This is a genomic window from SAR324 cluster bacterium (assembly GCA_029245725.1).
Classification (GTDB): domain Bacteria; phylum SAR324; class SAR324; order SAR324; family NAC60-12; genus JCVI-SCAAA005.
This window is the reverse complement of the sequence record JAQWOT010000208.1, coordinates 1-13162: the sequence shown is the minus strand read 5'-3', so window position 1 is coordinate 13162 and position 13162 is coordinate 1. Positions and strand designations below refer to the sequence as shown.

The 13162-nt window shown below is 44.8% G+C and carries 16 protein-coding genes and 1 pseudogene; 12 read left to right on the top strand and 5 right to left on the bottom strand.

Features of this window, described 5'->3' with window-relative positions; all coding sequences use genetic code 11:
* Window positions 1-690: pseudogene (locus tag P8O70_11315) on the top strand (IS5 family transposase).
* Between the two features lie 90 nt (window positions 691-780).
* Entirely contained in the window at window positions 781-1938 is a 1158-nt protein-coding gene (locus P8O70_11310) for a cation diffusion facilitator family transporter (protein ID MDG2197464.1), read from the top strand.
* 91 nt (window positions 1939-2029) lie between these two features.
* Here P8O70_11310 and glnA read toward each other — a convergent pair whose 3' ends face one another.
* Both glnA and pdxH read right to left on the bottom strand, forming a co-directional pair.
* Window positions 2030-3439 carry a type I glutamate--ammonia ligase gene (gene glnA / locus P8O70_11305; protein MDG2197463.1) on the bottom strand — a complete coding sequence of 470 codons (1410 nt, stop codon included), beginning with the start codon at window positions 3437-3439 and terminating at the stop codon, window positions 2030-2032.
* Between the two features lie 259 nt (window positions 3440-3698).
* A complete protein-coding gene (pdxH, locus tag P8O70_11300) occupies window positions 3699-4343 on the bottom strand; it encodes a pyridoxamine 5'-phosphate oxidase (protein MDG2197462.1) in 645 nt (214 codons plus the stop codon).
* Between the two features lie 347 nt (window positions 4344-4690).
* Between pdxH and thrH the strand changes: the two genes are divergently transcribed.
* Window positions 4691-5317, top strand: coding sequence for a bifunctional phosphoserine phosphatase/homoserine phosphotransferase ThrH (gene thrH / locus P8O70_11295; protein MDG2197461.1), 627 nt, complete (start codon window positions 4691-4693; stop codon window positions 5315-5317).
* Window positions 5310-6086 carry a 23S rRNA (guanosine(2251)-2'-O)-methyltransferase RlmB gene (gene rlmB, locus P8O70_11290; protein ID MDG2197460.1) on the top strand — a complete coding sequence of 259 codons (777 nt, stop codon included), beginning with the start codon at window positions 5310-5312 and terminating at the stop codon, window positions 6084-6086. The genes thrH and rlmB overlap by 8 nt, the downstream gene beginning before the upstream one ends.
* Here rlmB and P8O70_11285 read toward each other — a convergent pair.
* The gene (locus P8O70_11285; GenBank protein MDG2197459.1) at window positions 6065-6253 is read right to left on the bottom strand and encodes a hypothetical protein; all 189 of its coding nucleotides are present in this window, start codon (window positions 6251-6253) and stop codon (window positions 6065-6067) included. The two genes, rlmB and P8O70_11285, sit on opposite strands and share 22 nt — an antisense overlap.
* Before the next feature lie 26 nt (window positions 6254-6279).
* Between P8O70_11285 and P8O70_11280 the strand changes: the two genes are divergently transcribed.
* Window positions 6280-6528, top strand: coding sequence for a Dabb family protein (locus P8O70_11280; GenBank protein ID MDG2197458.1), 249 nt, complete (start codon window positions 6280-6282; stop codon window positions 6526-6528).
* A 39-nt stretch (window positions 6529-6567) separates the two neighbouring features.
* Here P8O70_11280 and trpA read toward each other — a convergent pair whose 3' ends face one another.
* A complete protein-coding gene (gene trpA, locus P8O70_11275; GenBank protein ID MDG2197457.1) occupies window positions 6568-7350 on the bottom strand; it encodes a tryptophan synthase subunit alpha in 783 nt (260 codons plus the stop codon).
* 7 nt (window positions 7351-7357) lie between these two features.
* Window positions 7358-8611 carry a tryptophan synthase subunit beta gene (trpB, locus tag P8O70_11270; protein ID MDG2197456.1) on the bottom strand — a complete coding sequence of 418 codons (1254 nt, stop codon included), beginning with the start codon at window positions 8609-8611 and terminating at the stop codon, window positions 7358-7360.
* Window positions 8612-8873: 262 nt separating this feature from the next.
* On the opposite strand from trpB, the gene P8O70_11265 reads away from it, so the two are divergent.
* From P8O70_11265 to P8O70_11235, 7 genes are all read left to right on the top strand, one after another.
* Window positions 8874-10031 carry an ABC transporter substrate-binding protein gene (locus tag P8O70_11265; GenBank protein MDG2197455.1) on the top strand — a complete coding sequence of 386 codons (1158 nt, stop codon included), beginning with the start codon at window positions 8874-8876 and terminating at the stop codon, window positions 10029-10031.
* 89 nt (window positions 10032-10120) lie between these two features.
* Window positions 10121-10897, top strand: a complete 777-nt coding sequence (gene lpxA, locus P8O70_11260) for an acyl-ACP--UDP-N-acetylglucosamine O-acyltransferase (protein ID MDG2197454.1) — start codon at window positions 10121-10123, stop codon at window positions 10895-10897.
* A 58-nt stretch (window positions 10898-10955) separates the two neighbouring features.
* Entirely contained in the window at window positions 10956-11240 is a 285-nt protein-coding gene (locus P8O70_11255; GenBank protein ID MDG2197453.1) for a hypothetical protein, read from the top strand.
* Between the two features lie 11 nt (window positions 11241-11251).
* Window positions 11252-11635: a cation:proton antiporter gene (locus P8O70_11250; GenBank protein ID MDG2197452.1), complete on the top strand. Its 384-nt coding sequence runs from the start codon at window positions 11252-11254 to the stop codon at window positions 11633-11635.
* Between the two features lie 137 nt (window positions 11636-11772).
* Window positions 11773-12009, top strand: a complete 237-nt coding sequence (locus P8O70_11245; protein ID MDG2197451.1) for a hypothetical protein — start codon at window positions 11773-11775, stop codon at window positions 12007-12009.
* A 47-nt stretch (window positions 12010-12056) separates the two neighbouring features.
* Window positions 12057-12641, top strand: a complete 585-nt coding sequence (locus tag P8O70_11240; protein ID MDG2197450.1) for an NAD-binding protein — start codon at window positions 12057-12059, stop codon at window positions 12639-12641.
* A 39-nt stretch (window positions 12642-12680) separates the two neighbouring features.
* On the top strand, window positions 12681-13145 hold the full coding sequence (locus P8O70_11235; GenBank protein ID MDG2197449.1) for a PTS sugar transporter subunit IIA: 465 nt from the start codon (window positions 12681-12683) through the stop codon (window positions 13143-13145).
* The last annotated feature ends 17 nt before the right edge of the window (window positions 13146-13162 follow it).

Here is a 13162-nt window from a genome sequence, read left to right as displayed (position 1 = left end):
CACAGTCTGAGTGACTGCCAAAGATAATCGCCTCTTTGTCGAGACAGTGCTCTACCGTTATCGGGTCGGTATTCCCTAGCGTGCCCGAACGCTTTGGCGACTTTCGGGTGATTCACACTCTTCACATGGGCTTGAGCAAGCGGGGTGTCTGGCAACGGGTCTTTGAGGTACTGGCTGCTGAGGCAGACAACGAGTATGCCCAGCTTGACAGCACGATTGTGCGGGCCCATCAACACAGTGCTGGCGCAAAAAAAGCGAGCACACCGCAGAATGTATCGGTCGCTCCAGTGGAGGTCTGTCGACCAAGATCCAGGTAACCTGTGATGCCCTCGGTAATCCGACGGGTTTCCATCTGAGTCCCGGTCAAGCCCATGACCTGGAGGGTGCGGACGTGTTGCCAGAGGCTCTTTTGGATCAGATCCAGGCGTTGCTGGCAGACATTGCCTACGCTGCAAAGGCAAGACTCCTGGATCGCTTGGAACAGCGCCAGGTGGAAGCGGTGATTCCACCGAAGTCCAATCAAAAGGAACCCTGGGAGTTCGACCGAGACAAGTATCGCTGGCGACACCTGATTGAGAACCTCTTTGCCAAGTGGAAGCAATACCGGGGGATTGCCACCCATTACGATCAGTGGGCCTGTGCCTTTCTAGGGGGTATCCACTGGATAGCAGGGTCATTTGGCTAAATTGATCACAGGCCCTACTTAACCCGTTCTTTTAATAGCCAACTAAAGAATTCTATTCCACATCAAAATTATTTTCATTCCGAATCATGGAATCAGTGAACTCATTGGAAAGCTCAACTTCTTGGCAAATGAAAGCTGTGACCTGGCTGGGTGCTCTTGTCAACGTCTTGCTTACAATTTTAAAAGCTGTGGTGGGTTGGGCTAGTGGTTCACCTGCATTGATTGCTGATGCAGGACATTCTTTCTCTGATCTACTTTCTGATGGAGTGACTCTTTGGGCACTGATGCTCGGTCGTAAACCCAAAGATGATAATCATCCTTATGGGCATGGTCGATTTGAAACCATTGGGACGCTTTTTGTTGCCGTTCTCCTCGGATTTACAGCATTGGAATTGGGCATTTATGCGATTGGATCCTTAGCCCAAGAACAATCTCCTGGATGGAACGCAATCTATGTTGCATTAATCTCCATCGTTCTTAAGGAGTTCCTCTTCTGGTTGACCATGTGGATTGGAAAAAAGGAGCAGAACCGTCTCCTTCAGGCCAATGCTTGGCATCATCGGAGTGATGCACTTTCTTCGGTGGCCGCTTTGATTGGAATTGGAGGTGCTCAATTGGGCTATCCCTTTTTGGATCCCTTGGCGGGATTGGTTGTGTCAGCACTAATCATGAAGACTGCCTGGGATATGGGTAAGCAGAGCGTAGAGGAACTGACTGATGCGGTTACAGATCCTGAAGTAGAGTCGCAGGTCCATCAGTTAATGACCAATGTGGAGGGGGTTCAAGACTTTCACGAAGTCAGATTAAGACGGATGGGATCGTATCTACTGGTGGATCTTCATATAGAGGTGGATGGGCACCTCACCGTTTCTTCTGCACATCAAATTGCCGAAAGAGCTCGACTGCGAATTACTCAGTCTTTACCAACTGTCACAGAAGTTCTTGTACACGTGGATCCTGAGCCTGATCCCCCATCAAGAATGCCTGAAGAAGAGACTCAATTGATGAGGCCTCAGGATGAAATCGAACAAGACATCGTTTCAGTCCTAGAGCAGGTTCCTCAAGTCCAGAAAATTACGCATATCTACTGTCATTATCTTCATCGAAAGCTTCTCGTGCACATTCATGTCGAAATGGAGGAAAATCTAATTATTTCAGAGGCCAGACGGATTGCAATCCAAGCGGAGAAATTGGTTGAATCAATAGCTGATATTCAGGAAGCTGATGTTCACCTAGAGTTGTCTCCTCATTAGCTACAATCTTTAAACAAATTTGATCTTAGAAGTCAGAGTGGAGGCAATGCATCAGTGAGCTGTAATAGCCCACTGGTTTCTGGCAGGAAGATTAGTAGGCGTAGTACAAATTGAATTCGTAGGGGTGTGGTCGAGATTCAATCGGTGTAACCTCTTCATTGAGCTTATAGTCCACCCATGAGTCAATCACATCTTTAGTGAAGACATCCCCCTTCAGTAAGAAGTCATGATTGGTCTCGAGATTTTCAATGGACTCCCGCAAAGACCCAGGCATTTTGCCAATTTTATGAAGTTCTTCTGGTGGAAGATCATAAATGTTGACGTCCATTGGATCACCAGGATGAATTTTATTTTGAATTCCATCCAAGCCAGCCATCAGCATTGCGGCAAAAGCCATGTATCCATTTGCTCCTGGATCTGGGCAGCGAAATTCGATTCGTTTTGCTGCCTTGGAATCCGCCAAAGGAATGCGAATCGTTGCTGATCGATTTCTATTTGAATAGGCAAGATTGATCGGGGCCTCAAATCCTTTTACCAGACGCTTGTAGGAATTGGTTAGAGGATTGGTCAGAGCTGCCAGTGAAGGTGCATGCTTAAGAATTCCTCCAATGTAGTAGAGCGCTGTTTCACTTAAGCCAGCGTATTCATCTCCTGCAAAAAGGGGCTTGCCATCCTTCCACAGAGATTGGTGAGTATGCATTCCGCTCCCATTGTCAGCAAACATGGGCTTGGGCATGAACGTAGCTGTCTTGCCATGCTGGCGTGCTACATTTCTAATGACATACTTGTACCACTGCAGATGGTCCGCACAACTGATAAGAGTATCGAAACGGAAATTGATTTCGTGCTGCGCTGGTGCAACCTCGTGGTGAGCTCGCTCCACCATCAGTCCACACTGTTCCAACATCGTAATCATCTCGTTTCGAATATCCTGATTGGAGTCGAATGGAGCTACTGGGAAATATCCTAGTTTTGGCCCAATTTTGTATCCTAAATTAGGCATTTCATCAGCACCTGTGTTCCATGGACACTCTGCTGAATCAATGGAATAAAATCCTCCTGCACTGCTGTAGGAATACTGAACATCGTCAAAAAGGAAAAATTCAGCTTCTGGCCCAAAATAAGCCGTATCTGCTATTCCTGTTGAGACCAGGTAAGCTTCAGCCTTGCGTGCAATATTTCTTGGATCTCTGCTGTAGCGCTCACCCGTCACAGGATCAACGATATCACAGATCAGTGTCAGCGAATTAGCTTCAATGAATGGATCCACCTTCATTGTGCTGAGATCAGGAATCATCTTCATGTCGCTGGCATCAATGGTCTGCCAGCATCTAATACTGGAACCATCAAACATCACCCCTTCTTCCAACATACCTTCATTGACGACCCCAGTAGGAACTTGCAAGTGTTGCCAGGTACCCAGCAAGTCAATAAACTTGAAGTCAACAAATTCAATGTCATTTTTTTTGATAAAGTCGAGGACATCTTTGGGCGTAGTCATATCGAACATTCCTTTGTGTAAGCGCGGGATTTCCGCCAGAATTAGGGGAAGACTGGAAACGAGGGCCAGACAAATGAAATCTCAATTTGTCTCTGAAAACTTTCTGCCGCTTCCAAAAGCAAGTCAAGTGCTTCTATTTAAACTCAACTCACTTGACAAATTTTATACCAATCTTATAGAACTGATATTCTTAACTATTAATAATCAATTTCATGCCGGATTGCCTAAATTTCAAGCAGATGCTGAAAATCCAGTCAGTTCAGGGTGCTAAACGGACACGTACCCAAGAATCCTGCTTCATTTGGTAGAGTAGTCGATCGTGAAGTCGATTCGACCTCCCTTGCCAGAATTCGAATTTGTTTGGTTTTAATCGATAACCACCCCAGTGATCTGGACGGGGGACATTGCTATCCGCAAATTTCTTTTCAAACTCAATTTGTCTTTTTTCCAGTACCGTTCGGTCAACAATCGTTTGACTTTGTTCAGAGACCCAGGCGCCTAAGCAACTCCCATAGGGCCGACTTTGGAAGTACGTATCAGATTCTTCTTCATCAATTTTTATAGCCTCTCCCTCAATACGAATTTGACGTTGAAGGGGTTCCCACCAAAATAAAATTGATGCTTTTGGGTTGTGTGCTAGCTGTTCACCTTTCTGGCTAAGGTAATTAGTAAAAAAAACCAACCCACTTTGATCAATATCTTTTAGTAAAACGACGCGAGATGTAGGCTGCCCGTCTTGCCTAACTGTAGATAAGATCATCGCATTCGGTTCCAAAATTTTTGTCTTCCGAGCTATCTCAAACCAACTACTGAATAATTCCCAAGGCTCTGAAGGGGCACTACTTTCGAGTAGTTCTCCAATCGTATAGTTTTGACGCATTGCTGCGATTTGGCCGTCTCTCATAAGTTAATCTGTCAAATTAGATTGGAGATTGATGGAACACCCTGAAGGTTCTGATACGTTAGGGAGATCCTGGCATCTGTATTGTTCGAAGCGCCTATTATTCCTGCGTTCAGACTGTCGGAGTACATGGTTCACTTCTCGATTTAGAGGCCCCATCAATTTTTGCTCACACTGGACAATTTGGTGATAGTCCGTATATTTTCGGCACTCTGCAAAATGAGGTATTTTTTCGTAAACCCTCACCTCACGCCCAGACTGACAAGAAGTTAATACCAGCAAACATACCAAGCAATACCAGAACAACTTACACATAACACCTCTGCAATTTCTAAAACTTTCTAAAGGCCATGCAACAAGACAACCCTCAAATGAAAATTACCTGCCTCGACTTTGAGGGAGTTCTGATTCCAGAAATTTGGATCGGTCTGGCCGAACAAACTGGGATTGAGGAACTAAGACTGACCACCCGAGACATCGCTGACTACGATGAATTGATGCGCTATCGTTTGAAAATATGTGAGGAAAAAAATCTGAGAATTCAGGATATCCATGCGGTTGTTGACCAAATGAATCCTCTTGATGGAGCAATCGATTTTCTTCACTGGCTCAGAACTGAATGCGAGGTAATCATTCTATCGGACACCTTCAGAGAATTTGTGAGTCCATTTTTGAATAAGCTCAGTCAACCAACTATTTTCTGTCATACTTTGAAAATTGATCAAGCAGGCAGGATCACAGATTACCTGCTCCGCCAGCAAGATCAGAAGCAGCAAGCGGTTAATGCTTTGAAAAATCTCAATTTTTGGGTTGTTGCCGCTGGAGATTCGTACAACGACATCTCAATGCTGCAAAGTGCTCATCATGGGATCTTCTTTAAGCCCACCCGAAAAATCACAGAAGAATACCCTTCCTTTCCGGTGACTCAACAGTATGAAGAATTGAAATTGGAACTGCAGAAGCATCTTAATGGCTAACAAACGCTTTCAGAGGAAGCCAAAATTTCAGCATAGGGATCACGAATGGCTCTATGGAATCAACGCTGTTGAAGCTGCTGTTTCAAGTTCGTACCGCAAGCACTTTGCTATGTGGGTTAAGCATCCAGTTGCAGAGAGAATCCAAGGGCTTCAAAAAGCTGCTGAAGAACGTGGAATTTCCATCAAGAGAGCTACTCCTGAAATCTTTGAAATGTACTGTCCGGAAGGGGTACATCAAGGAGTACTGTTGGAGTGCAGCACTCGACACTTGGAGACTCCAAATTCACTTCCAGCTACTCAAAAACTAAACCCATTTTATTTGGTTTTGGATCAAATCAAAGATCCTCAAAATTTTGGTGCTATCTTAAGATCAGCTGCATTTTTTGGTTGTTCAGGATGCATTATCACCAAAGACCATAGTCCCGGTGTGACTCCTGCTGTGTCCAAGGCTTCTGTTGGTGTAGCTGAATGGTTCCCAATCTTTGAAACAACTAATCTTGCTCGATTTCTGACAGATCAAAAGAAAAACGGCTTCTGGATAGTTGGCTTGGCTGGCGATGGTAAAACGGAGTTACGAAAACTTGAAAGGGATCGTCCACTGTTGCTTGTTCTAGGAAATGAGGGAAGGGGTCTTCGCCAGTTGGTGAAACAGCAATGTGACTGGGATGTGCGTATAGATGGAACAGAAGAAGTAGAATCACTGAACGTCAGCGTAGCAGCGGCTCTAGCTTGCTATCAGCTGAGGATTCAGGAAGAGGGTTCGGCATGAAAGGATTTTGTATCAGCTTGTGCTATCGGATCTTGCGGCTCATGTAGTTCCTCATAATGTAGCCGAGTGATGCGTATGCCCTCATTTTTTCCCAGGCTGTAGGCAATTCCCCCCGAGATAGCAATCAGTGCAGCAATGGATACGATGTGCAAACTCAGCAGCATCATTTTGTTCGACTCGATAGGAAAAAATAATGATCAAGCATCTGGTTCTTTTTCGCTTGAAAGAAAAAACCCCGCAAAACTCCCAACAACTAATGGACGCATTTGATGGGCTTCCAGAGAAAATTGAAGAAGTTCAACACTTGGAAGGAGGAGAGGATTTTAAAGCAACTCTGAAATCTTTTGATGTCGCTCTGTCTGTAAAATTTGGCGACCGGGAGTCACTGAGTGCTTTTTCCGTTCATCCAGCGTATGTGCCTGTTCTGGACTTGGTCCACTGAATCTGATTATACTGTTGTTGAGATGGATATTGAATCAAATTAGGTAGTCGCTTCAGCTAATTCGTTGAGATGATTTCGATAGGCTTCTGGGCCTTTTTCCTCCCAGGTTTTGAGCAGGGCTGAACCAATCACTGCGATGTCTGCATGACCTTGCAGGTGGTTCAGATCCGCTCCATTGCTCAATCCAAAACCCAATGCCAGTGGGAGATCAGAATATCTTCGACATCGTTTCAAGAACTCGAAAACCATAGGATCAATTTTTGTCACAGCACCAGTGACTCCCTTCCTGGCTACACAATAGAGGAATCCGCTCCCGTTGGCACAGATACTCTGCAACCTAGTATCCTTTTGGGTTGGCGTACACATCATGATTGGATTCAGTTGATGCTCTTTACTCAACTCATGCAAATCTTCCATTTCTTCGAGAGGCAGATCAGGTAGTAAGTAACCACTGGCACCGTGCTCAGCCAATCTGGAACAAAAACTACGGTGACCCATCACGAAGACGCTGTTGTAGTAACCAATCAACAGTAATGGGAAATCAAATTTTTTATGAGCCCTTCTCATAAAATCAAAATAGGCATTCCAATCAATCCCATTTTTCAGAGCTTCCTGATTTGCTTTTACGAATAAGGGCCCGTCTGCGATTGGCTCACTGAAAGGCATTTGCAGTTCTACCATGTCAACATTGGCTACCTGCATTTCCTCAAGCATCTGCCAGTTATCCTCTAGAGATGGATAACCAACAACTGTATGGGTCATCAGTAAGATTTTTTTCTCTTTGAGTCGATTTCTCAAATATTCAGATAGCTTGCTGGACATTCATCTCTCAATTGCTTGCTTTTCGATATTCATTTGATTTTTGATGGATGAACTCCCGCCACTTAGGATCATCCAATGCCTCAGCAATATTGAAAATATCCTTGTCGCCTCGACCAGACAAGTTGAATACAACGATATCCTCTTCGTCCATTTCACTTGATTCGCGCAACAACCCTGCCAACCCATGAGTGCTTTCCAAGGCAGGAATCAGTCCCTCTGTTCTGATCAGTAATCGAACTGCATCAATCACTTCCTTGTCTGTAGCAAAACTAAAGCGAACTTTTCCTTCATCATGCAGATGACTCAAAATCGGTCCAACTCCTACATAATCCAATCCGGCGGCAATGGAATGAGTGTGCATCATTTGCCCTTCTGGATTTTGAAGGAAGTAGGTTTTGTAACCTTGAGCTACCCCAATGTGACCACCAGAGAACCTGACTGCGTGAGCACCACTCTCAACACCATGACCACCTGCCTCAACGCCTACCAACTCAACTCCCTCATCTTCTAAAAAAGGCAAGAATAGACCTGAAGCATTTGAACCACCTCCGACACAGGCATAAATCCGGTCAGGTAGCCTACCCGTAAGTTCTAAGATCTGTTCTCTGGATTCCTGACCAATTAAAGATTGAAAGTAAGAAACCATTGTTGGAAATGGATGAGGTCCGCAGACAGTCCCCAAGGCGTAGTGGGTGTCATCCATACTGGCAGACCAATCACGCATTGCCGCATTGATTGCATCCTTGAGAGTTGCTGAGCCTTCAGTAACAGCCACAACTTCAGCACCTAGTTGTTCCATCCAGAAAACATTTGGCCGCTGTCGCTCTACATCAAGCGCCCCCATGTAGATTGTACACTCAAGACCAAAGCGAGCTGCCATAGTTGCCGTTGCCACACCATGTTGTCCTGCCCCTGTTTCAGCAATGACTCTAGATTTTCCCATTCGCTTGACAAGCAGCCCCTGGCCCATCACGTTATTGGCTTTGTGGGCTCCAGTCTGATTCAGATCTTCTCGCTTACAATAGATTTGTGCTCCACCATTCTTCTTGCTCAAGTTTGGTAAGTACGTAATTGGTGTTGGACGACAAGAGTAGCTCTGCATGGTTTGAACATATTCTGTCCAAAAACTGGGGTCAGTCTTTGCAGATTCAAAGGCTTCGATCAATTCCTCAAATGTCGCTCTGAGGATTTCAGGAATGAACATTCCACCAAATTGACCAAAATAGCCCGGCTTTTCAGTCTGAAATATATCTGACCACATTTAGCAAACCTCGTTCATTGAGTAGTAATTTTTCGTTAGAATCCTAACTTCTCGAGTGCACTCTTTGGTTAGGGAAAAAAATATTAGAAATTTTAATCAAATTCATTGGCTTGGAGAATTCGAAATCGTAGAATTGCAGTTGGGACCTGTCAACATAATTTCATTGCCTCACCAATTAGGCAAATGCATGATTCGGTAACATTCTCCTACATTAAGCTCAAAGTGAATGAGAAATATTTCGTATCAAGAAATCTCGAATAAGATGAAACTCCAAAAAGCTTTTCAACTGTTTATCATTTATCTATTTGTTTTGTTGGGATCAGCATCTGCCCAATCAACCTCAACGGTCACACAACGACAAATTAATCTTGCCGGGCTCCAAGTTTTGAGTGGTCCTGCTGCTAAGCATTATCGTGGCATCTCCGTTGGAATAGAAGCCTATTTCAGCTATTTGAATGATCAGGGGGGTATTTATGGAAGAAGCATTGAGTACACAACTCTTGACACTCGCATGGAAGACCAAACGGTCGAACAACTTATCAAGAATTCAGTTTTTCAGCACCCGATTTTGGCGATGGTAGGGTCTGTCGGAGAGCCAATCTTAGGCGCATATCCAGACTGGTTCCCTGTTACTGGAATACCGGACCTATTTGGTGTTGGTCGGCCTCAGGTTAATCAAGCAGGTAGAATTTATTTCTCTCCATCTTTGGAAGCAGAAGCTTTAGCACTTGGAAGATTCTGTGCTGAGAATCTGGTAGGAAAACGTGTTCTTGTTTGGTTTCGTGAGGATCAGAAAGCGACCTCACTGCTAAAGTATTTTGACGCTGGAAGCGCAGGACTTGTTCAAATTGAACCGATGCCAAGCCGAGTACCTCTGTTCAGCCTAGAAAAAGAGTTAGATCAATTGGTAGCCCTAGTTCCAGATGCTATTGTAGTGCTCGGAGATACACTGGAAACTCAGGCTTTTATTTGGCAGCATCAGGAGTGGAATGTTCCAATCTATGCAGGTTCTGGTATCGCAAATGGTGAATTGCTCAGACAATTTGATCCGGAGGTTCTGAATCGAGTCTCCTTCCTCAGCTATCTCCCAATGCTTCAGCAGAATAATCATCCCGGGATCACTCTTCATCGTAGACTGTTGAACGAATATGCCCCGGGACAAGAGATGACTCATTGGACACTGGTCGGACATGCAATCGCTGAAACCACAACAGAATTACTTTATCGCAGTGGGATTCGTCTAACTTCATTCCAACTGGCAACCACGTTACAGCAAGTTAGTGAATGGCATGGTCTCCTCGCTCCTCCCATGGAATTCCCCTTAGCTGCAAGTGCCGTTACATCCTTTCGGATGACGCAAGTCTTTCAGAATCAAGTTCAGTATGTGTCTGATTGGATCTCTGCAAATCCAGCGAATTGAAAGCCCTATTTATGAGTGAAGAACTTGTCTTCGAAAAAGGTGAGGTTTATATTTCAAGGCAATTTTAAACGAATCAAAGGAGTTCCCATATGCAGTGGATTCATCCCACAGCACTGGTGGATGAACGTTCCCAAATTGGTAATGATGTTGAAATTGGGCCGTTCTCTGTGGTTGGTCCTGATGTCATTGTAGGCGATCGCTGCATCTTGAAAAGCCATGTGACTGTGGAAGGCCCAACAACAATGGGCTCAGACAACGTCTTCTATCCTTTTTCTTACATCGGTAGTGCTCCCCAAGATTTAAAATATGACGGTGAACCAACCACTCTTACTATAGGCTCAAACAATCAGTTCCGAGAGTGCGTCTCTGTCCATCGTGGTACTGTCCAAGGAAGTGGAAAAACCATTATTGGAGATCATAACCTCCTCATGGGCTACGTCCATGTTGCTCACGATTGTGTTTTAGGGAACCACAATGTCCTGGCTAACTATACTGGTCTGAGCGGTCACGTAGTGATGGAAGACTTTATTACGCTCGGTGGTCAAAACGGGGTGACCCAGTTTGTCCACATTGGCTCCTATGCTTATACTGGTGCAGGGTCTCTAATTGACAAGCACGTCGTACCCTACACGACTGGCTATGGTAATCGTTTCGAAGTAAAAGGAATCAACATTGTTGGACTCCGACGAAAAGGCTTTGAACGCAAAGTGATCAATCAGATTCTTGAAGCTCACAGGATTCTTTTCCGACAAGATCTACGAACTGAAGATGCTCTAAAACAGATTGAATCTGCTTTTGGTGATGTACCAGAAGTTCAAGCTCTGGTAACTTTCATTCAAAATGTTGAAGGAGCGATTCTCAAATAGAGGATCGCCTCGCATTCACCCATTCCTGAAAGCCCACCCGGGATTTCTTCTCTCCCAAATGGATCCCGTTCACATTAAACTTTCTACTCTGGTGATCGCCCTGGCAACCGGGGTGACACTATTGGTCACTGCCCAGCATCTCCGGATACCTGCCATTGTACCTCTTCTACTAGGTGGAATTTTATTAGGACCAGAAGTTAGCGGCCTGACTGATCCTGTGAAGTTAGGTAATGGTATCGATTTGCTTGTTCAGGATGTGTCGCAGTCATTCTGTTTGAGGGAGACCTTTCCCTACAACGAATTTGATTTGAGCAGACTCCCAGAGTCATCTGGCGGCTGCTGACAATTGGGGTATTGATCACCTGGCTTGGAACAACCGTTCTCATTCATTTCTGGTTCAACTACTCTCTGTCTTTCTGCTTACTGGCAAGTTCTCTCATCATTGTGACAGGACCAACTGTCATTCACCCCCTACTTAGAAGAATTGGAGTCAACGAACGCCTACATCACATTCTTCATTGGGAGGGAGTTTTAATTGACCCAATTGGGGTTTTTATCACGGTTCTTTGCTTCGAGTGGTTCTTTGCAGGAAGTCTTACCCTGAATGCACTTGAAGGATTTGGTTTACGTTTATTGGTGGGTATGGGAACAGGCCTGGTGGGAGGCTATATTTTACTGGTTGCCATCAACCGTCATTGGATTCAACGTGAATACACAAACATTTTAGCGCTGGCATGAGCGTTACTAGCTTTTGGGGTGGCCGATGTGGTTCATGAGGCTGGCTTGCTCACAGTCATCATAATGGGATTTATGTTGGGGCTGAGCAAAAGTGAGGAATCAAACAGCTCAAGCAATTCAAACAAGAACTGACAGAGATGTCGATTGCGATATTATTCATTTTATTGTCAGCCCAACTACGTCTCACCGATTTTGCGAACTTCATCTTCGACAACGGGATTTGGTTGATTTTAGGTGTTGTCATTTTAATTCGTCCTCTCGGTGTGATTACTTCAAGCTTTAGGACAGATCTATGCATCCGTGAGCGTTGCTTTCTGAGTTGGATGGACCAAGGGGAATTATCGCTGGCGCGATGGCTTCCTTATTTGCCCTGAGGCTTGAGCCGAGTTTGGGAAACCAAGCAAATTTTTTACAGGCGTTCATGTTCAGCGTTATTGGATTCACAGTCATTATTCAGGGCCTAAGCGCAGGAAAAGTTGCAAATTTCCTCCGTGTTAAATCTCAGGACCGTCAGGGTTGGCTGATCATCGGGGTGCATTTATTGGCACGTCGAGTAGCCTCATTTATTGAACAGACAACTGGACATCCTTGTGTTTTGATGGACACCAACACAGAGTTAGCCCGGCAGGCTGAATCAGAGGGCCTTCGTGTCTTGCGTGGCAACGCCCTAGATCAAACAGGACTCCCACCAGAATTTTACCCTTTTATTGGCAACGTATTGGCTTTGACAGATAATCGGGACTTGAATCAATTGATTTGTGAACGTTGGGCAGAAGTAGTTGGGAGAAAGCATGTCTTTCGCTGGTCACCGGACAGTGCGAGGCAGGAACATCCTATTGGGGGTCTTGGTCAACCAATTTGGAATAATCTGCCAAAACCTACTCAAATTGAGTACACGCTTCGCAATAAAGATGCTGTCATTGCCAAAGCAAACCTTAAGGAATTGCCCCCCAAATTGAGACATGACACGATTCCTCTTATCTTGCAGTTAGGTAAGCACATTTAGTTACAACCCGAACTTCCGAATGATCAGGAAGGCTCGGTCTTGATCTTCCGACAAAAAGCCTGCTATCTGCTCTTCTATACCTATCCTGAGCAAGTCATCTTTCCCTCTTCAGCCACAATGGACGAATTATTTGATACGATGGTAGAAAAGGCAAAAGATCGCTTCCCAGATCTCAAAGTTTCTGAAATTGTGAAAGAACTATTGTCGCGAGAGAAAAGTTTTTCAACTAGGTTGAGCCATGACGTATCTATTCCACACGCTTATTCACCAGACATATCCGAGCCAATCTGCGTGGTCGCAATCGCTCCTTTTGGGCTTCATTGGGAATCAGAAGAAGCAATTGTCCGTCTGGTTTTTCTGGTGATCAGTCCAAAAGATGATCCTGAAATCCACCTGAATATACTTGCTGAAATTGCTAGAATCGTATCAGAAGCTTCAATTATTCACGAACTGCTTCGGAGTGAAACATCCCAAAGTTTCATTGAAAAGTTGCAGAAAGCCTGAACACTAATATCAGACTG